General features: G+C 37.7%; 22 protein-coding genes. 4 read left to right on the top strand and 18 right to left on the bottom strand.

Features of this window, described 5'->3' with window-relative positions; translation table 11 throughout:
- Nucleotides 1–5: 5 nt before the first annotated feature.
- The 10 genes from flhA to KPL75_RS22520 form a co-directional block, all read right to left on the bottom strand.
- On the bottom strand, nucleotides 6–2,072 hold the full coding sequence (flhA, locus tag KPL75_RS22565; RefSeq protein ID WP_219917856.1) for a flagellar biosynthesis protein FlhA: 2,067 nt from the start codon (nucleotides 2,070–2,072) through the stop codon (nucleotides 6–8).
- Nucleotides 2,073–2,095: 23 nt separating this feature from the next.
- Nucleotides 2,096–3,142, bottom strand: a complete 1,047-nt coding sequence (gene flhB, locus KPL75_RS22560) for a flagellar type III secretion system protein FlhB (RefSeq protein ID WP_219917855.1) — start codon at nucleotides 3,140–3,142, stop codon at nucleotides 2,096–2,098.
- Nucleotides 3,143–3,152: 10 nt separating this feature from the next.
- A complete protein-coding gene (locus tag KPL75_RS22555) occupies nucleotides 3,153–3,914 on the bottom strand; it encodes a flagellar biosynthetic protein FliR (RefSeq protein WP_001055697.1) in 762 nt (253 codons plus the stop codon).
- Between the two features lie 15 nt (nucleotides 3,915–3,929).
- The gene (locus tag KPL75_RS22550) at nucleotides 3,930–4,205 is read right to left on the bottom strand and encodes a flagellar biosynthetic protein FliQ (protein WP_002011993.1); all 276 of its coding nucleotides are present in this window, start codon (nucleotides 4,203–4,205) and stop codon (nucleotides 3,930–3,932) included.
- A gap of 33 nt (nucleotides 4,206–4,238) precedes the next feature.
- The gene (locus KPL75_RS22545; protein ID WP_016092914.1) at nucleotides 4,239–4,997 is read right to left on the bottom strand and encodes a flagellar type III secretion system pore protein FliP; all 759 of its coding nucleotides are present in this window, start codon (nucleotides 4,995–4,997) and stop codon (nucleotides 4,239–4,241) included.
- Nucleotides 4,994–5,314 carry a hypothetical protein gene (locus tag KPL75_RS22540; protein WP_000121176.1) on the bottom strand — a complete coding sequence of 107 codons (321 nt, stop codon included), beginning with the start codon at nucleotides 5,312–5,314 and terminating at the stop codon, nucleotides 4,994–4,996. The genes KPL75_RS22545 and KPL75_RS22540 overlap by 4 nt, the downstream gene beginning before the upstream one ends.
- 12 nt (nucleotides 5,315–5,326) lie before the next feature.
- Nucleotides 5,327–5,686 (bottom strand): flagellar motor switch protein FliN, encoded by a 360-nt coding sequence (fliN, locus tag KPL75_RS22535; RefSeq protein ID WP_002064660.1) that lies wholly within the window; start codon nucleotides 5,684–5,686, stop codon nucleotides 5,327–5,329.
- 10 nt (nucleotides 5,687–5,696) lie between these two features.
- Nucleotides 5,697–6,683, bottom strand: coding sequence for a flagellar motor switch protein FliM (gene fliM / locus KPL75_RS22530; protein ID WP_219917854.1), 987 nt, complete (start codon nucleotides 6,681–6,683; stop codon nucleotides 5,697–5,699).
- A gap of 14 nt (nucleotides 6,684–6,697) precedes the next feature.
- The gene (locus KPL75_RS22525; protein WP_000775712.1) at nucleotides 6,698–6,922 is read right to left on the bottom strand and encodes a flagellar motor switch protein FliN; all 225 of its coding nucleotides are present in this window, start codon (nucleotides 6,920–6,922) and stop codon (nucleotides 6,698–6,700) included.
- Between the two features lie 62 nt (nucleotides 6,923–6,984).
- A complete protein-coding gene (locus KPL75_RS22520) occupies nucleotides 6,985–7,770 on the bottom strand; it encodes a lytic transglycosylase domain-containing protein (RefSeq protein ID WP_219917853.1) in 786 nt (261 codons plus the stop codon).
- A 255-nt stretch (nucleotides 7,771–8,025) separates the two neighbouring features.
- Here KPL75_RS22520 and KPL75_RS22515 point away from each other — a divergent pair, with 255 nt between their 5' ends.
- The 4 genes from KPL75_RS22515 (at nucleotide 8,026) to KPL75_RS22500 (ending at nucleotide 11,666) form a co-directional block, all read left to right on the top strand.
- Nucleotides 8,026–8,868, top strand: coding sequence for a flagellin N-terminal helical domain-containing protein (locus KPL75_RS22515; protein WP_219917852.1), 843 nt, complete (start codon nucleotides 8,026–8,028; stop codon nucleotides 8,866–8,868).
- Nucleotides 8,869–8,927: 59 nt separating this feature from the next.
- Entirely contained in the window at nucleotides 8,928–9,770 is an 843-nt protein-coding gene (locus KPL75_RS22510) for a flagellin N-terminal helical domain-containing protein (RefSeq protein WP_219917851.1), read from the top strand.
- 57 nt (nucleotides 9,771–9,827) lie between these two features.
- The gene (locus tag KPL75_RS22505) at nucleotides 9,828–10,682 is read left to right on the top strand and encodes a flagellin N-terminal helical domain-containing protein (protein WP_219917850.1); all 855 of its coding nucleotides are present in this window, start codon (nucleotides 9,828–9,830) and stop codon (nucleotides 10,680–10,682) included.
- A gap of 258 nt (nucleotides 10,683–10,940) precedes the next feature.
- Nucleotides 10,941–11,666 (top strand): flagellin, encoded by a 726-nt coding sequence (locus tag KPL75_RS22500; protein WP_219917848.1) that lies wholly within the window; start codon nucleotides 10,941–10,943, stop codon nucleotides 11,664–11,666.
- A gap of 86 nt (nucleotides 11,667–11,752) precedes the next feature.
- Here the strand turns inward: KPL75_RS22500 and KPL75_RS22495 are convergent, their stop codons facing one another.
- From KPL75_RS22495 to moaA, 8 genes are all read right to left on the bottom strand, one after another.
- Nucleotides 11,753–12,805, bottom strand: coding sequence for a P-loop NTPase (locus KPL75_RS22495; RefSeq protein WP_219917846.1), 1,053 nt, complete (start codon nucleotides 12,803–12,805; stop codon nucleotides 11,753–11,755).
- 20 nt (nucleotides 12,806–12,825) lie between these two features.
- On the bottom strand, nucleotides 12,826–13,314 hold the full coding sequence (gene moaC / locus KPL75_RS22490; RefSeq protein ID WP_219917845.1) for a cyclic pyranopterin monophosphate synthase MoaC: 489 nt from the start codon (nucleotides 13,312–13,314) through the stop codon (nucleotides 12,826–12,828).
- A gap of 48 nt (nucleotides 13,315–13,362) precedes the next feature.
- Entirely contained in the window at nucleotides 13,363–13,599 is a 237-nt protein-coding gene (moaD, locus tag KPL75_RS22485) for a molybdopterin converting factor subunit 1 (protein WP_219917844.1), read from the bottom strand.
- A 4-nt stretch (nucleotides 13,600–13,603) separates the two neighbouring features.
- Nucleotides 13,604–14,068, bottom strand: coding sequence for a molybdenum cofactor biosynthesis protein MoaE (locus tag KPL75_RS22480; protein ID WP_219917842.1), 465 nt, complete (start codon nucleotides 14,066–14,068; stop codon nucleotides 13,604–13,606).
- The gene (gene glp, locus KPL75_RS22475) at nucleotides 14,049–15,362 is read right to left on the bottom strand and encodes a molybdopterin molybdotransferase MoeA (RefSeq protein ID WP_219921150.1); all 1,314 of its coding nucleotides are present in this window, start codon (nucleotides 15,360–15,362) and stop codon (nucleotides 14,049–14,051) included. The genes KPL75_RS22480 and glp overlap by 20 nt, the downstream gene beginning before the upstream one ends.
- Nucleotides 15,363–15,381: 19 nt before the next feature.
- Nucleotides 15,382–16,398 (bottom strand): molybdopterin-synthase adenylyltransferase MoeB, encoded by a 1,017-nt coding sequence (locus KPL75_RS22470; protein WP_219917841.1) that lies wholly within the window; start codon nucleotides 16,396–16,398, stop codon nucleotides 15,382–15,384.
- 24 nt (nucleotides 16,399–16,422) lie between these two features.
- On the bottom strand, nucleotides 16,423–17,217 hold the full coding sequence (locus KPL75_RS22465; RefSeq protein ID WP_033708958.1) for a formate channel: 795 nt from the start codon (nucleotides 17,215–17,217) through the stop codon (nucleotides 16,423–16,425).
- A 206-nt stretch (nucleotides 17,218–17,423) separates the two neighbouring features.
- Nucleotides 17,424–18,440: a GTP 3',8-cyclase MoaA gene (gene moaA, locus KPL75_RS22460; RefSeq protein WP_219917840.1), complete on the bottom strand. Its 1,017-nt coding sequence runs from the start codon at nucleotides 18,438–18,440 to the stop codon at nucleotides 17,424–17,426.
- Between the last annotated feature and the right edge of the window lie 2 nt (nucleotides 18,441–18,442).

The following is an 18,442-nucleotide window of genomic DNA, read 5'->3' as shown; positions in this document are numbered from 1 at the left end:
CCCTACTATTCAATATAAGCAATTTGATCTACAACAATTTCTGGTGCTAGTTCACTAATACATAATACTTTAGCTTCTATTTGATAACGTTCAAGAAGTCTCACAATCGCAAATCTGAAATCTTTTCTGCGTGTTAATAATACTGGCTCTCTTCCCATTAAACGCGCTTGCTTGAAAACGCGCTGTACTTGCTCTACTACTCGCGTTTCTAAATCTAAATCCCAGTTTAATAAATAACCTTGGTATGAATTATTAACAACATCCGCATCTAACTCGATTGAATCAGCGAAAAGCGCTGCATAAATTTTCCCGTCAGGATTTTTCGCACTCTCACAAATAACTTTTGAAATACATTCACGAACAAATGCAGTGACACCATCAACATGGTTTTGATAAATTTCTTTCCCGTCAATAATACCTTCAATAATTGTCGGCAAATCACGGATTGAAATTCCTTCTTTCAGCAGTTGTTTAATAACATTTTGAACGAGTGATAAATCAATTTCTTTCTTCTTAATCTCTTCTAATAAAACGCCATTATCAGTTTCAAGCGAGTGAATCAAGTCTTTCACATGCTGACGCTGAATTAACTCGTGAAGGTTACGTCTAACGACAACATCTAAATGCGTAATTAATATGCTAAGCGGCTCTAACACTTGATAGCCCTTCATTTGTGCATCTTGTACCATATGCTCCAATATCCAATATCCATCTTCACCGAAAATTGGATCTTTCGCTGGTTCTGCATCTAAATCAGCCATTACGTTCGGTGTTTTCAGTGCTAGTAAATAACCTGATTTTAAAACGCCTTCAGCCGCCTTCGCACCTTTAATACGAATAATGTAACGTCCGCGTGGTCTAAAGCTCGTATTATCTTTAAAGTTAATTCCAGGAACGTTAATACCGAGGTCGGTAATAATCGACTTCCTCATTAGAACAACTTTATCACGAGCTGTTTCCCCGTTAATCTTCTGCTTTACAAGTGCCGCTAAATCTAAACCGAGCTCTACGATAATTGGATATTTATCTGTAAAGACTCCGAATGAATCTTCCACTTGCTGTAATTGCTCATCCTCGCCTTGAATCATTTCTAATTCTTTTTGAAGCTCGTCTTCTTTTTCTTTCTTTATTCGCTTTTTATTGCGAATTCCTAAGAAGATAATTGTTCCACCAACGAGAGCAAATGGTAAAAATGGTAACGGTGTAAAAACACCCATTGCGATAAATAAACCACCGAGTGCATATACAACAACTTCATGCGCTAATAACTCTTTAAAGATTCCTTCAGTTACTGTATCTGCTGAACCGTCAAATACACGCGTTACGATAATACCTGTTGAAATCGCAAGCATTAACGAACCGATTTGGTTTACAATTCCGTCACCGACAGTTAACTGTGTATAGTGAATAGCCGCATCTGCAAAGCTCATTCCTTGCTGCATCATACCGACAATTAAACCGAAAATAATGTTTACGAATAAAATGACAATCCCGAAAATAACGTCCCCTTTAATGAACTTTCCGGCACCATCCATCGCTCCGTAAAACTCTGTTTCCATATTTAATTTTTTTCGTTTCGTCTGTGCATCTTTTTCTGTAATAAGACGCTGATTCAAGTCAGCATCGATAGACATTTGTTTCCCTGGTAAAGAATCAAGTGTAAAACGAGCTGCTACTTCAGCTGTACGAGACGCACCGTTTGCAACGATAAACTGGAATATGATTAATACTATAAAAATAACGATACCAATTAATAAGTTCCCGCCAATTACGAACTGACCGAACTCTTCAATAACATGACCCGCATTTCCGTCTGTTAAAATCGCTCGCGTCGTCGAAACGTTAATCGATACGCGGAAAATCCCGATTAATAACAACATCGTAGGAAATGACTTTAATTCATCCCACTCGTTAATACTTGTAGCTCGCATATAAATAAGCACTGACATACTTAGTAGAAAAACGATAACGATATCAAGTATAAATGGTGGAAGTGGAATTAAGAGCGCCACAACGAATGACGCTGCTAAAAAGATAGAAAAATAGGTTCTTGCAGAATCCATCTTAAACAAAGAGATCCCCTCCAAACGCGCTATTATACTTCAAGTTCTTTCGTTTGAATTAAATAGCGCATAACTTCAATTACAGCTACATATAAATCTTCTGGAATCGTCTCATCTTCCTCGACTTGATAATATAAAGAACGAGCGAGCGGACGGTTCTCTACCATTGGTATTTCTTGTTCACGGGCAAGCGTTCGTATATATAATGCGAGCTCATCTTCCCCTTTTGCAACGACAATAGGCGCTGCATCAACTTGTTTATTGTAACGAAGCACAACTGAAATGTGCGTCGGGTTGTTCACAATAAACGTTGCACCATCCATCTTCTTCGCAATTGTCCCTTGCAAGATGGCATGCATAAAGTTTTTTCGTTTCCCCTTTACTTGCGGGTCCCCTTCATTATCTTTATGCTCCCTTTTCACTTCTTCTTTTTTCATCTTAATATCTTGTTCGTACTCCCATTTTTGATAAATGAAATCAATAATAGAAAGAACGATTAAAATAATTAAAATGGCTAGAAAGATAAATTTAATTTGGCTAATAATTTCAGTAAGTGACGCTGTCCAGTTAAATCCAATCATACTAACGATTTTCTCTAAATTCTTTTTAAAGAGAACGTACGAAACGTAACCGATTAATCCCATATAAAATAGTGATTTCAAAATATCTACTAAACTTTTACGACTAAACAATCTCGTAAAATAGTTTTTCGGATTAATACGTGATGCTTTCGGCTTAAGTACTTTAGAAGAAAATAAGAAACCAACTTGAATCATATAATTGAACAAATGAAAAGCATATACAAGTATTAATATAGGAGCCGATACTTTCAGAAGTAATATAGCCATTAAATAAAAATACTCGGTCGAATCTGTATTTTTTCCAATTTGATCAAACAGTACCGCTACGGAATGTGCAATCTCATAGCCGAGCCAATCTCCGAAAAAGTAAACGACAACTGCTAATACAAGAATGGAAAATAAATTATTTAAATCTTTACTCCGGGCGATATTCCCTTCTTCACGCGATTTTTTACGCTTCTGCGGGGTGGCCTTTTCTGTTTTATTATCCTTTGCCATGCGCGTCCCCCTACTTCGTTAAGAAAAAGTTAAATAGTTTCGTATACTCTTCCAGTAATACGTCTGTCATATTTTTAAACACATAACCGAGCATCGGTACACTCATCGCAATAAACAAAATACCACACGTTATTTTAATTACGTACGCATTCATAAAAACGTTTAATTGCGGTGCATTTTTTGCGATTAAAATAAGGACGAAATTAATAATGAATAGACTGCCCATAAGTGGCAAAGCAATTTCAACCGCTGATGTAATTGCAAATAATAACGTTGCGAGTAGACTATCTAAAAAACTAGTCGTCAACAATTTTGAAATCGCCTCTGTATATTGAAACGACTTTAAAATCGTGGCAACGAAATAGTTAATGCCGCCCAGTGAAATAAAAATAATAAGAAAAAATATATCAAAAATTGTTGATAGCAAAGTGGACTGTGACCCTGCATTTACATCAAATAAACTCGCCTGTGATAAACCGATATCAAAGTCTAAAATATGCCCTGCCATTTTCGGAATGTTCCACAGCATCTCTACAATTTTTGAAAGTGATAATCCAATTACAATTTGCGTTCCTGCATAAGCTGCTACATCCCAAACTGTCTTTATGTGAGAGACATCCACTTGATCTGCCACTGTAATCGAAAGAGCGAGTCCAAATGTAACCTTTGCCATCGCCGGAATTGATCGACCTGAGAAAAACGGTAGAAAATATAAAAATGAAGTAATGCGACAGAACGCAAAAAACGTCGCCGCCCATAATTCCATATTCATTTCAGTTCACCTATCTTAGTACGAACGCAATAGCGATGGGATTTTATCAAATAAATCTAAAATAAGCATCGTTAACTCTTGAAACATCCACGGACCTAAAATGATAATAACGAGTACAATACTCGCCATTTTCGGTAAAAACGTCAGCGTTTGCTCTTGAATTTGCATCATCGCCATAATAACCGCGATAATAATAACGACAATCATACTTACAACGGCAATCGGCATTAAAATCATAACCCCTTTATAAAAAAAGGTTTGGAAAATATCTATAATTGGTGACGTATTCATTTATATGACTCCTATCACATAGCATCAAACGCTTCAGGCGACCGTCTTAAACATAATATCGACGATTTTTGTATATCCACCTAAATATACGAAAACGAGTATTTTAAATGGTAAACTTAAAATCATCGGCGGTACCATCATCATCCCAAGGTACATTAAAAGTGTACTAATAATTAAATCAATAAAGACAAACGCTAAATAAATGAACATCCCTGTAAGTAACCCTTTTTGAATTTGCGTTAACGTAAAGGATGGCACAAGCGTAAACAATGAAAGATCCTTTAAATCTTTCGGCAACTCTTCTCCACGCACTTTCAGCATCATTTTCAAATCATGCTTATACGTATGCTTCGACATATAATCTTTCATAATCGGAGCTGTCGTCTCCGCAGCTTGACTTACTGTTATTTTTTCTTTCGTCATCGGGTCCCACACATCACTCTTTAATTGACCAAGCACTGGCTGCATTGTAAACAGCGATAAAAATAATGCGAGTCCCACAAGCACTTGGTTCGGTGGTAAATTCATAACCCCAAGCCCTTGACGAGTAATCCCAAGAACAATCATAAAATAAGTAAAATGCGTAAATAAAAGAACGATAGAAGAAGATAATGATAGAAGGGTAACGAGCGCGAATAGTTGTACACTTGAATTACTCGTAAACTCTTTTCCATTTTCGAAATTAATAAAACCGTTCGAGGCTGCATACGCTGGATTTACAAAAACAATTGAAAAAACAATAGAAAATACGAAAATAACGGCAAATAACGATAACTGTTTCTTTATTCTCATGATGGATCCTCTACTTTTTTCGTTTCACTCTTCACCGCGTCTTCTAGCGCTTGTTGAAACTGATTTCCTGTTCCTGTTAATTGCACAGATTGTACACCGTTATTACTAATAACAGTAAACACTTGCTTCCCGTCCACTTCAAATAAAAAGGCGCTCGTTTGATGATTTAAATAAACACCGTCTTTCACTTGAATATGGCCGTTTTCACCTTGCTTAAAAAACTGCTGTTTGCGCGTCTTTTTCGTCATATAATATGCACCATAGCCGAGCGCACCAAACAGTAAAACGACTTGAAATAAGGTCGTCATATACGACATATGACTCCTCCTCTACTCTTTATCCTGCATTTGATTTTGCGCCTTCATAAGCGCCGCGTGTTTCTTGTCAGCTTCAATTTCAGAAATAATAATGCCAAACTTCTCGTCCATTACTATTGCCTCACCAATACCGACTTTCATATCACTTAAATATACATCTACTTTATGTCCTAAATTTTTCTCTACTTCAAGAACATCGCCAACTTTTAATTGTTTCACATCGCCAAGCTGAATCGATGACTTCCCAAGCTTTACACCAAGTTCAATCGAAATATCCGAAACGGTATCAATATGCGCTTTACCCGCTTCATTTCGCTTCCCTGCAAATTCTTCTAATCCCATTAATGACACAGGAGATACTTCATGCTTCATATGGATCCTCCTACTCTATAAAACTTTTAAATAGGAGCGCCTTACGCGTTCCATCTTTCCCGATAAAACAATTAAATTTATGTTTTCCATCTACATAACCACGTAGTTGATCTGAAACCTTTGTATGAAGCGGAATAATATCGCCTTCTTCAATTTGCTCAATCTCACCAATTGTCATCTTCTGCTCACCAATTGCAACGTGAACAGGTTTATACACTTGATTTACTTTCACTTCTACTTCAGACGTATACTTTTTACGCTTATCCGAAGAATGTTCGACAATATTTTCAGACGTTAACTTATCCATAATTTCTTCAACAGATAAGAACGGAATACCGATACGAACTGTCGTATTCCAAAACTCTGTTTTCATATTTACATTCAGTAATGAAATAATATCGCTTGGCGTTGTAATCTTCAGCGCATTCGGATCTGTCTCCGTCGTTACAAACTTCGGTTCAATCGCAACAACGCTTTCAAATGATTGCTCTAAATTTTTACAAAGAAGCAAGAATATATTATCAAGCGTTAAAAATTCAAACGCCGTTAGCGGTCTACGCATCGTAAAGTTACGCTTACTATCTCCGCCAAGCCAGCATTCATGAATATAAATGACGAACGCTAAATCAATCTCAATAACAATTTCTCCAAGCTCTGGTAAACCTAGATCTATCACGCAATATAAATAATAATCTTTCGGCATTTTCTCTACATACTCACTCGTAAATGGAACTTGCTCAACAGTAGAAGGCTCGAGTTCAATTGGAATACGCATACGAGCTGACAACGTCTGTGACGTCTGCTTTCCAAATGTAGACGCAATCGCCTGCAAACTACGTAAATGTTCAACACCAAACTTCTCTGGTCTATTAAAATCATACTCTTGAAATTTATCTTGCTTCCCTGCTTCTTGTGCGAAAGCTGGCATTTCCTCGCCTTCATTTACCGCCTTCAGCAGGGCATCAATTTGCTCTTGGCTTAATTTTTCGCCACTCATGACAATCCCCTTCCCTACCTTTTCAATTCAACGATTTCAACGTACATTTTCCCATTCTTCGTCAAAATCTTTCCGGTTCCAATCTCTTCATTTTCAAGCATAAGACGCACCGTATTTTTCGTTGAATTTTCAAGACGATACAATGTACCTTTCGTAATATGAAGCAGATCTTCAATTTTCTTTTTCGTATTTCCGATTTCAAAATAAATTGTTAACGGAATATCATCTTGTAATTTCAAATCTAGCCAACTCCCATATCATGTTCACGAAAATTTCATGTTCTCTCTATATATGAAATTTCTTATTTTGAAACGTCGATATTTAATATTTTTTTAATATATCCTTGCGTTTCTTTAAATGGCGGTACGCCTCCGTACTTTCTCACATTACCAGGGCCAGCATTATAAGAAGCAAGCGCCAATACTAAGTCACCGTTATTTTTCTTTAAATAACCGCTTAACTCTTTCACACCGCCCTCAATACTTTCAGCTGGTGAAAATGGATTTTTTACACCCATCTCTTTCACATTCGCTGGCATAAGCTGCATCAGCCCCATCGCCCCTGCATGTGACACCGTTTTCGGATTAAAATTAGACTCTACTTCAATCATTTTTTGAATTAACGTTTTCGGAATTCCATATGTACTACTTACGCGATCAATAATATCCTCATACTTACCTTCATTTGAAGAACGTATTTTCTGAATATTATACTTCTTCGTTAATTCCCACGTATCAGCAGGCTCATTTTTCGTTTCTGAGAAACGTCGCTCAAACTCTTTTTGTGCAACTTGCACTTCATCTACTTGCTTCGTTTCAGCTTTTTCCTCCGGCTTATTCGCTTCCTCTACTGTATTAATAGATTCTTCCGGTTTATTAACAACCGTTTCTATTTTCGTAGATTGTACCGGCTGACTCATATCTTCTACTTTTGCCGTTTGCGGAGTAACCTTCGTCTCCTTCGCAGGTTCACTCTGCAATTGATCTTGAAAACGACTACTAACGAAGGTCTGCGGACTACTTAATTTTTGCTGAATTTGTCCTTTCTTATATGCAAGCACTTCTTTTACTATATTTCCAACTACCATAATATCACCTTTTCGGTAAACAAAGATAATCTAATATTAGAGTTTTTTTTAAAAGTTTGCAATAATCCTTTTGATAATATTGTAATAAAAAAATGAACAAATAGAAAAACTGTATTTTTTTATATTCAATAATTACAATTATTCGTTGACACGATATATACCAAGGATTACAATTAATCTCGAAATTGATTTTTTTGCATATTTACGTTTATCAATTAACAGAAAAATCAATATAAAAAAATGGAGGTTCTTTACATGAGAATTAATACAAACATTAACAGCATGCGTACGCAAGAGTACATGCGACAAAACCAAGACAAAATGAACACTGCGATGAACCGTTTATCTAGCGGTAAATCAATCAACAGTGCAGCTGACGATGCGGCTGGCTTAGCTATCGCTACTCGTATGCGTGCAAAAGAAGGCGGCTTAAACGTTGGGGCGCGTAACACACAAGACGCTATGTCTGCTTTACGTACTGGCGATGCTGCATTAGGCTCAATTTCTAACATCTTACTTCGTATGCGTGATCTTGCTACGCAAGCTGCTAGCGGTACGAATAACCTTAAAGATTCAGCTTCCCTAAACAAAGAGTACAAACAATTAGCAGATGAAATTGACCATATTGCTGGAAAAACAAACTTTAACGGCAATGCTTTCTTAGACAAAGCTAATGGCGGTACGGATATTAAGATTCAACTTTCTGACGCTGCAAGCGATACTCTTGATATCACTGCTATTAATGCCAAGGCAGCTTCACTACTTGAAGCTCCTGTTGGAACTTTAACAGACCTTGCTGATCCAGCAGTTGCTATAGCTGCTGCAACAACTGAAATGAAAGCTATTGATAAAGCTATTCAAAACGTTGCTGACATGCGAGCAACTTTCGGTTCTCAATTAAACCGTTTAGACCATAACTTAAACAACGTAACTAGCCAAGCTACTAACATGGCTTCTGCCGCTTCTCAAATCGAAGACGCTGACATGGCGAAAGAAATGTCTGAAATGACTAAGTTCAAAATTTTAAACGAAGCTGGCATTAGCATGCTTTCTCAAGCTAACCAAACGCCACAAATGGTATCTAAATTATTACAATAAGTCATTTGATGATATAGAGTAATTTTATATATAATTAAAAACTACTGGAGGTTCTTAACATGAGAATTAATACAAACATTAACAGCATGCGTACTCAAGAGTACATGCGCCAAAACCAAGACAAAATGAACACTGCGATGAACCGTTTATCTAGCGGTAAATCTATCAATAGTGCTGCTGACGACGCGGCTGGTTTAGCTATCGCTACTCGTATGCGCGCAAAAGAAGGCGGCTTAAACGTTGGGGCGCGTAACACACAAGACGCTATGTCTGCTTTACGTACTGGCGACGCTGCATTAGGCTCAATTTCTAACATCTTACTTCGTATGCGTGATCTTGCTACGCAAGCTGCTAGTGGTACGAATAACACAACAGATTCAGCTTCCCTAAACAAAGAGTACAAACAATTAGCAGATGAAATTGACCATATTGCTGAAAAAACTAACTTTAACGGCAATTCATTCTTAGACGCAACTGGTGGCGGTAAGAAGATTACGATTCAACTTTCTGATGCTGCAAGTGATACTCTTGAAATTGAAGCTATTGATGCAAAAGCAGCTAAATTATTTGGTGGTGGTGCTGTTGGAACTTTAACAGGTGCTGATACAGCTGCAGCTGTAACTGCTGCAACAACTGAAATGGCGGCTCTTGACACTGCTATTCAAAACGTTGCTGATATGCGAGCAACTTTCGGTTCTCAATTAAACCGTTTAGACCACAACTTAAACAACGTAACAAGCCAAGCTACTAATATGGCTGCAGCTGCTTCTCAAATCGAAGACGCTGACATGGCGAAAGAAATGTCTGAAATGACTAAGTTCAAAATCTTAAACGAAGCCGGCATCAGCATGCTTTCTCAAGCTAACCAAACACCACAAATGGTTTCAAAATTATTACAATAATCCATTTGATCATATATATAACTAAAAAAACAAGATAAAAAATGGGGGTTCTTATTTATGAGAATTAATACAAACATTAACAGCATGCGTACACAAGAGTACATGCGCCAAAATCAAGACAAAATGAACACTGCGATGAATCGTTTATCTAGCGGTAAATCTATCAACAGTGCTGCTGACGATGCGGCTGGTTTAGCTATCGCTACTCGTATGCGTGCGAAAGAAGGCGGCTTAAACGTTGGGGCGCGTAACACACAAGACGCTATGTCTGCTTTACGTACTGGCGACGCTGCATTAGGCTCAATTTCTAACATCTTACTTCGTATGCGTGATCTTGCTACGCAAGCTGCTAGTGGTACGAATAACACAACAGATTCAGCTTCCCTAAACAAAGAGTACAAACAATTAGCAGAGGAAATTGACCATATTGCTGGAAAAACTAACTTTAATGGTAACGCATTTTTAAATTCAGCTGATGCTGATGCTACTAAGAAGGGTACAGATATTACAATTCAACTTTCTGATGCTGCAAGTGATACTCTTGAAATTAAAGCTATTGATGCAAAGGCAGCTACACTACTTGGTGCTGCTGTTGGAACTTTAACAGGTGCTGATACAGCTGCAGCTGTAACTGCTGCAACAACTGAAATGAAAGCTATTGATAAAGCTATCCAATCAGTTGCTGACATGCGAGCAACTTTCGGTTCTCAATTAAACCGTTTAGATCACAACTTAAACAACGTAACGAGCCAAGCTACTAATATGGCTGCAGCTGCTTCTCAAATCGAAGACGCTGACATGGCGAAAGAAATGTCTGAAATGACTAAGTTCAAAATCTTGAACGAAGCTGGTATCAGCATGCTTTCTCAAGCTAACCAAACTCCTCAAATGGTTTCTAAATTATTACAATAAGCCATTTGAGTTAGTTTGATGAATGAACCTCTCTGCTTGCGGAGAGGTTCATTTTTTCTATATAAATGATTTTTTTGTAAAACCTTTCTTTTTTAGTCGTAAGAGAGCATCAGCGATGCGTAGAAGCGGTCAGTGCCTAATTCTACCCTATCTCATGTTAAAACACAGACAGGAAATAAGCATAAGTCCCTTTTTCTGTTCGTAGCCGTTTATTAGCTTTAGAACACTGACTATATCAATTTATAAGGAGTGTCTATTATGCATATTGGCACGAATGTTTTAAGTATGAACGCTAGGCAATCGTTATATGAGAATGAACGACGTATGAATGTTGCGATGGAGCATTTAGCAAGCGGTATGCGTGTGGCAATTCGTAATAATGAGGATGCGATATCGATGCTTCGCATGGCAGAAGCTGCCCTTCAAACTGTGACGAATATTTTACAGCGTATGCGTGATTTAGCTATTCAATCTGCAAGTGGTACAAATTCAACTACAAACCGTGATTCGCTGAATAAAGAGTTTCAATCTTTAACAGAACAAATTGGCTATATTGGTGAGACAACTGAGTTTAATGATTTATCCGTATTTGATGGCGAAAGACGTCCTGTTACGTTAGATGATATCGGTCATACAGTAAATATAACGACACATATTCCCCCTTCCCCTACACAACATGACATCAAGATTTCAACAGAACAAGAAGCAAGAGTGGCGATTCGTAAAATTGAAGAAGCTTTACAAAATGTATCACTTCATCGTGCTGATCTCGGTGCGATGATAAATCGTTTGCAATTTAATATGGATAATTTAAATAGTCAAAGTACAGCGTTAACAGATGCTGCTTCTCGAATTGAAGATGCGGATATGGCGCAAGAAATGAGCGATTTTTTAAAGTTTAAATTGTTAACTGAAGTTGCGTTTAGTATGGTTTCGCAGGCTAATCAAATTCCACAAATGGTCTCTAAGTTATTACAATCTTAAATATAACCTTTAAAACCATTGAAATAACTCTACATAAAATAAAAAGTGGGATACATACATGCTATGCATCCCACTTTTCTATCAACCTATCCGTTATAAATAAGATCTTCTGCTAAAGAAGTAAACATTTCCCCAACGAGTGAATCTTCGTCATATACACACGACCCTTTATTCTCTTCACGCTTCGCAAACGGTATTTGTGCTATCACTTCTGTTTGCAGTTGTTCTGCTAACATTTCACCGCCTCCTTTTCCAAAGAGGTAGTTTCTTGAGCCATCTTGTTCTTCGTAATATGCCATGTTTTCAACGATACCTAAAATATCGTGTTTCGTATGTTTTGCCATTACCCCTGCTCTAGACGCGACAAATGAAGCTACGTTATGAGGAGTTGTAACGATAATTTCCTTCGCTTGTGGAATCATGGCAGCGACATCTATCGCAACGTCTCCTGTTCCAGGTGGTAAATCAAGAAGTAGATAGTCTAATTCTCCCCAGTGCGTGTTTGCAAGGAAGTTTTGAATCCATTTGTTTAACATCGGTCCTCGCCACATTACTGGTTTATTACCATCTGTGAAGAATCCCAGCGACATAATTTTAACACCGTGACTAACGACTGGAAGTGCGGTTTGATCGATCATCGTTGGCTTTTCATTCGTTTCCATCATTGCCGGGATACTGAATCCGTATATATCTGCATCTAAAATCCCTACCTTTTTGCCCATACGAGCTAACGCAGTAGCAAGATTAATCGTTACAGTTGATTTTCCGACTCCACCTTTTCCGCTCGTTATAGTAATAAAGCGTACACCTGAATCAGGTCGGAGCATACTAGGCATACCTGTTTCTGTTCTAGCCTCTTTCTTTAAAGACGCTGTTAATGCCGCTCGTTCTTCTGGTGTCATTGAACCGAATGTTACGGAAACTTTTGATGCCCCAATATTTCGAAGAGAGTCTTCAATATCGTTTTGAATTTTTGCTTTTAGCGGACAACCTTGTATCGTTAAAACTACTTCTAGCCCAACTTCTGTACCATCAATTTTTATATTTCTAACCATGTTTAATTCCACAATACTTTTGTGTAACTCTGGATCTTCTACATGGCTTAAAGCGTTCATAATTTGTTCGTGAGTAATCATCATACACATTCCTTCCATTATATTCATTTCACCTGATGGAAAAAGTCTCCGCTTTTCCCACCCGTTTTTTGCACTAAATACGTTTCTTTCATAACCATCGTTTTATCAACAGCTTTACACATATCGTAAAAAGTAAGGGCAGCGATTGATACGGCCGTTAATGCTTCCATTTCTACACCTGTTTTCCCACTGCATTTTACGGTTGCTCGTATCGTTAACTCATACCCATCACTTGACTTTTCATAATGGAACGTAAAATCAGTTCCTTGGATTAATATCGGGTGACACATCGGAATAATATCCGCTGTTTTTTTAGCACCGATTATTCCAGCTACTTGTGCTACTTGGAGCGGGTCTCCTTTTTTCAATCCACCACTTTGAATTGCTTCAAATAATTCATTTGATAAAGCAATTGTACTTTGCGCTACAGCTGTACGTGTTGAAATATCCTTTTGAGAAATATCAACCATTTTAGCTCTTCCCTCTTCGTTCCAGTGCGAAAACTCACTCATAATGATCCTCCTTAACGTATGAAAGATAAGATATTCAAATAGAAAGAATTAACCTCCACTTACAGGCGGGATAAACGCTACTGTATCTCCGGCTTTTACAATATCTTCATCCGTTACAAATTCTTCGTTAATCGCTACCATAACTGTATCCAGCGATTGTAAGTGATAATTATCTTCCAGACATTTTTTCAATTGCTGAACATTTATCTCTCTTTTTTCTATTATTACTAATCTCTCTGAGCCAACTTCTTCTCGTAAATTTGCGAACAGTAAAATTGTAATCATTCTCTCATTCTTCTTTCTTTGGTTTTCCTTCTGGATATGGAGTATTTTCAAGTTGATCTCCAATCCACTCCGTTCCATCTTCCCAAAATTCTTTTTTCCAAATTGGGACGATTCTCTTTATACGTTCAATTGCGTATTCATTCGCTTCATAAGCTACTTTACGATGCGGCGACGATACTGCAATAACAACGGCAATATCCATTATTTCTAGTCGTCCTACTCGGTGCGTGATTGCTATTTTTGTATCCGGCCACTGTTTCTTAATTTCTGCTCCAATTTCAGTAAGCTTTTTTACCGCCATCGGTTTATATGCTTCATACTCAAGGTGTAACGTTCGTTTCCCTTTCGTTACTTCTCTAACCGTTCCAATAAAAGTTGTAATTGCTCCTGCTTCTCTTCTTGCTACTTTATCCGTTACTTCTTCCACTACAATCGGCGTATCTACAATTTCAAATCGTGCTTGTCCCATCAAAACCTCTCCCCACTTTACGGAATGTCCAAGGCCATTCACTACCTTCGTTATCTTCTAATAAAAGAATGTCTACAAACATCCCTTTCTTATATCCTCTCGTTCCGCCCTGTAGGACGATAAAAATGTTTGATTCTGCTAATGAAGAAACGGAACTAGATTTATCAAATCCTGATGGATAAGCGATTAGTTGTCCTTCGTTATACTGAAGCTTACCTCGTACAAATCTTGTAAATGGATTCGGTTTTAGAAAATCTTCTCCGAGCATTGCTTTTTCTCGTTTTACATGTGGTTTTTCGCTAAACATATACGCACGAATGCTAGGTTTTACGAATAATTCAAAACCTACATAGCAAGCAGATGGATTACCTGATAATCCAAATAATAATTTTCCGTTTAATTGCGCTACAGTCGTGACGCTACCCGGCCGCATGGCTACTTTATTAAAAAGAACTGATGCGCCTAATTTTTCGTATATAGCTGGCAAATAGTCATAGTCGCCTACCGAAACACCACCAGTTGTAATTAACATATCCACTTCGCTTAACGCTTTTTTCACTGCTTCGTAGCACGTATTAGAATCGTCACTAAACTTCCCGAAGTATTTTACTCTTCCACCTGCTCTTCGAATTTGAGACGATATCATATACGTATTACTATTTCGAATTTTCCCAGGCTGTAGTTCTTCATTTACATCGAGAAGTTCACTCCCAGTCGCTAATAGTCCAATTATGGGCTTTTTCGCTACTGGCACTTCGCTATAACCGAATGTAGCAAGAAGAGCTGAAATACCTGGATTAATGTAACCACCTCTTTTTGCGAGAACGGTTCCTTTCTGAACATCTTCACCTTGAAAGGATATATTGTCCCCTTCTTTAAATAAGCGTCTCACTTCCATATAGCTTTTTCCGATATTCTCATATTGACGATGACGAGTGAGTTCTAGCATGACGACCGCGTTACATCCTTTCGGAATTTGTGCCCCTGTCATAATTCGAACTGCTTGAAACGCTCCTACTTCTTTAGGAAATACGGAACCTGCTCCAATTTCACCGATGACTTCAAATACGATCGGATTCTCACGACTTGCTCGTAAAGTATCTTCTGCCCTAATAGCAAATCCATCATATGGCGAGCGATTGAAGGAAGGAACATCGTGATCCGCTACTATATCGTCTGCTAATGTACGTCCGTATGCTAATTCCAGTGGTACTAGTTCTTTTACACCATAATTAGCAAATTCCATCACTTTACGAACAGCCTCTTCAACTGTAATTGGCACTCTTCTTTCCATCATTACCAATCCCTTTCTATTATCCTAATAACCGATAGTAAAGTTGTTTTGCTTTTTGAATTTCATTCGTTCCGTGAATAAACACGCGCCCATCTTGAAAAATGACGATGCGATACTCTTCGAATTGGCAAGAGAGCAAATACGGATTCCGATCAACTTTTCCGTGTTTTTTTAATACTTTTTCTAAATCGTCAAAATTGTAATGATTATTATGCGCCGGTCTAATTTGAACTGTGTTTCTTCCGCATAAAACAGCTGTCTTCGTTTGATTTTCGTATGATAAATAAGGATAAGTTCTATTTGTTCCGCACGAAGGACAGCCTTCCGTTTTGATTTTTTCTAGTTTAATAGAATGATATTGATTACTCCATATATCAAACATTAAAAACGTTTTTCTAATTGCTGCGTAATCTTCTACTAAAATTTTGAATGCTTCTGCCACTTGATAGGCAGCGACAATTTGAACAGCTGGACTAATAATTCCAACTGTGTCACACGTCGCTCCTGTAACAGGAACACTTTTCAACACGCAATGTAAGCACGGTGTTTTCTTCGGAATAATTGTATAGCTCATACCGTACGATCCGACACAAGAACCGTAAATCCAAGGGATATTATATTTTTGTGATAAATCATTCATCACGAATCGAATATCAAAATTATCTGTTGCATCAATGATGACATCGACACCATCTAATAAAGCCTCCATATTATCTACTCTTGCATCCATTACTAGCGCCTGAATTTGCACGTCTGAATTAATTTGTTTGAGACGATTCTGCGCTGCGATTGCTTTTGGCAACTTTTCTATCGCATCTTGTTCAGCGTAAAGTTGTTGCCGCTGTAAATTGCTCCATTCTACGTAATCGCGATCAATAATCGTTAATTTCCCGATACCTGCACGTACAAACGCCTCCGCACTTGCACTTCCTAATGCACCTGCCCCTACTATTAATACATGCTTATTTCTAATCTTCTCTTGCCCTTCTTTTCCAATAGGAGTGAACAACTGTTGTCGTGAATACCGCTCTATCATGAGGTGCCTTCCTTTCATATACTGTTATTTTTTCAATACATCTTCTTCGGTAGCACTTTGTTTCTGATAACAAGAAAAATAAGCGAATCCAACAAATCCCGCTCCGCCAATTACATTTCCGATAAAGACTGGCACAAAGTTTTTCGCAAGATCCATCCACGTAAGGTGCCCCGCAAAAATAACTGCTGAAATGACAAACATATTTGCTACTACTTGCTGAAATCCAATGACGACAAATGCCATAATCGGAATCCATATTCCAACAATCTTCCCAATTAAATCATTCGTTCCATATGCTAACCAAATTGCTAGGCAAACGAGCCAGTTACAACCAATTGCTAAAATTAACGTTCTCCCGAAAGATTCATGTAACTTATCTTGAGCTATCGCTATCGTTTTATTTAAATACGCCCCCTCTGTAAGCCCGCCAAGATGACCGAAACAATACGCTACGAAAAGCGCACCGACGAAATTAGTTAAAGTAATCCAGGTCCAATTGTGTAACACATGTTTCAATGAAATTTTCCGCGCATACAGTGCCATGGCCATTGACATCATATTTCCTGTAATTAATTCTCCTCCCGCCAAAACAACGAGCATAAGTCCGATTGGAAAAACCGCTCCTCCTATAAAATTGACTAAGCTTCCCCATTGCTCCGGTACATTACCTAGAACACGAATATTAAGTAAAAATCCTAACGAAATGAATGCTCCTCCTAAAAAGCCAAGAATAAGCATCGCGGATAGCGGTTGCCTTACCTTTTGAACACCGGATTCAATCACAAGTGCCGCGATTTGTTCCGGTTTATGAAATGCCATAACCAATTCCTCCATTTTTCTAATCAAAAAAAGCAGCACCAAAAAACCTTAACATCGTAAGGATTTTTGAATGCTGCTTAATCTCTCTGCATATCTCTTACAGAAATATCAATCATCATTTTTACTATACTTATAGAAAGTGTGCAAAACTTGCACATTTCCCACTATTTACGTTAACAAAGAGAATCCATATTCATAGTAGTTTCTCAGCCACCGATATGCGACATTTCAATTTTCGGCATTGTTTTGTTACTTGTATTCGTTAACCGTTCTTCTGAATAGCGATCGGAACGATTATTCCAAATGTCACGAATAATATCGGTAATTTCCTCATCCGTATATCCAGAGCGAAGTAATTCTTTAAGATCGTTTCCTTTAGAAGCAAACAAACATGTATACAATTTTCCTTCTGCGGAAATACGTGCTCTTGTACATGATGAACAGAACGAATCTGTTACAGATGAAATAATTCCTATTTCTTCATCACTACCGATATAGCGATAACGTGTCGCAACTTCACCAGGATAGTTCGCTTCAATACGTTCAAGCGGCATAACTTTATGAATCATCTCTACTATTTCTTGCTTAGAAACTACTTCGCCTAATTCCCAGCCGTTAAAATTTCCGACATCCATATATTCAATGAACCGAAGGATATGCTTATTCTCTTTAAAGTACTCTGCCATCTGAACGATGTCTTGTTCATTTTTCCCTTTTTGAACAACCATGTTCATTTTAATTTTCATTCCGGCTTCCGCTGCAGCCTGTATTCCTGCAAGAACCGTTTTCACTTTACTTCTATTCCCATTTAAATAAGAGAATCGCTCTTCATTTAACGAGTCTAAACTAACTGTCACACGAGATAAACCCGCCTTATATAAATCCGGAGCAAATTTTTTAAGTAATGATCCATTTGTCGTTAAACCGATATCCTCTACTCCTTCAATTTCGTTTAACCGTTGTATGAGTTCAGGTAGGCCTTTTCGAAGTAAAGGCTCTCCCCCAGTAATGCGTAACTTTCTTACACCTAAAGAAACGAAAATACGTGTAATCCTTTCAATTTCATCAAAAGATAAAATTTTATCATTAGACAAAAAAGAATAATCACGACCAAATATTTCCTCCGGCATACAATATCGACAGCGAAAATTACAACGATCAGTAACAGAAATACGCAAGTCCTTTAAAGGACGATCCAATTTGTCTAATGTAACAGATTTCATAT

It is taken from the genome of Bacillus sp. NP247 (assembly GCF_018966865.1).
Classification (GTDB): domain Bacteria; phylum Bacillota; class Bacilli; order Bacillales; family Bacillaceae_G; genus Bacillus_A.
Note: the sequence above shows the minus strand (reverse complement) of the source record. Positions and strands in the feature narration are given on the sequence as shown.

Coding starts and splice junctions, on each gene's coding strand:
- moaD (WP_219917844.1), bottom strand. CDS start 13,599: ATGATTACAATTTTACTGTTCGCAAATTTACGAGAAGAAGTTGGCTCA.
- KPL75_RS22500 (WP_219917848.1), top strand. CDS start 10,941: ATGCATATTGGCACGAATGTTTTAAGTATGAACGCTAGGCAATCGTTA.
- KPL75_RS22495 (WP_219917846.1), bottom strand. CDS start 12,805: ATGATGATTACTCACGAACAAATTATGAACGCTTTAAGCCATGTAGAA.
- KPL75_RS22465 (WP_033708958.1), bottom strand. CDS start 17,217: ATGGCATTTCATAAACCGGAACAAATCGCGGCACTTGTGATTGAATCC.
- KPL75_RS22470 (WP_219917841.1), bottom strand. CDS start 16,398: ATGATAGAGCGGTATTCACGACAACAGTTGTTCACTCCTATTGGAAAA.
- KPL75_RS22505 (WP_219917850.1), top strand. CDS start 9,828: ATGAGAATTAATACAAACATTAACAGCATGCGTACACAAGAGTACATG.
- moaA (WP_219917840.1), bottom strand. CDS start 18,440: ATGAAATCTGTTACATTAGACAAATTGGATCGTCCTTTAAAGGACTTG.
- glp (WP_219921150.1), bottom strand. CDS start 15,362: ATGGAAAGAAGAGTGCCAATTACAGTTGAAGAGGCTGTTCGTAAAGTG.
- KPL75_RS22550 (WP_002011993.1), bottom strand. CDS start 4,205: ATGAATACGTCACCAATTATAGATATTTTCCAAACCTTTTTTTATAAA.
- fliN (WP_002064660.1), bottom strand. CDS start 5,686: ATGAAGCATGAAGTATCTCCTGTGTCATTAATGGGATTAGAAGAATTT.
- fliM (WP_219917854.1), bottom strand. CDS start 6,683: ATGAGTGGCGAAAAATTAAGCCAAGAGCAAATTGATGCCCTGCTGAAG.
- KPL75_RS22480 (WP_219917842.1), bottom strand. CDS start 14,068: ATGGGACAAGCACGATTTGAAATTGTAGATACGCCGATTGTAGTGGAA.
- KPL75_RS22545 (WP_016092914.1), bottom strand. CDS start 4,997: ATGAGAATAAAGAAACAGTTATCGTTATTTGCCGTTATTTTCGTATTT.
- moaC (WP_219917845.1), bottom strand. CDS start 13,314: ATGAGTGAGTTTTCGCACTGGAACGAAGAGGGAAGAGCTAAAATGGTT.
- KPL75_RS22555 (WP_001055697.1), bottom strand. CDS start 3,914: ATGAATATGGAATTATGGGCGGCGACGTTTTTTGCGTTCTGTCGCATT.
- KPL75_RS22515 (WP_219917852.1), top strand. CDS start 8,026: ATGAGAATTAATACAAACATTAACAGCATGCGTACGCAAGAGTACATG.
- KPL75_RS22540 (WP_000121176.1), bottom strand. CDS start 5,314: ATGTCGTATATGACGACCTTATTTCAAGTCGTTTTACTGTTTGGTGCG.
- KPL75_RS22510 (WP_219917851.1), top strand. CDS start 8,928: ATGAGAATTAATACAAACATTAACAGCATGCGTACTCAAGAGTACATG.
- KPL75_RS22520 (WP_219917853.1), bottom strand. CDS start 7,770: ATGGTAGTTGGAAATATAGTAAAAGAAGTGCTTGCATATAAGAAAGGA.
- flhB (WP_219917855.1), bottom strand. CDS start 3,142: ATGGCAAAGGATAATAAAACAGAAAAGGCCACCCCGCAGAAGCGTAAA.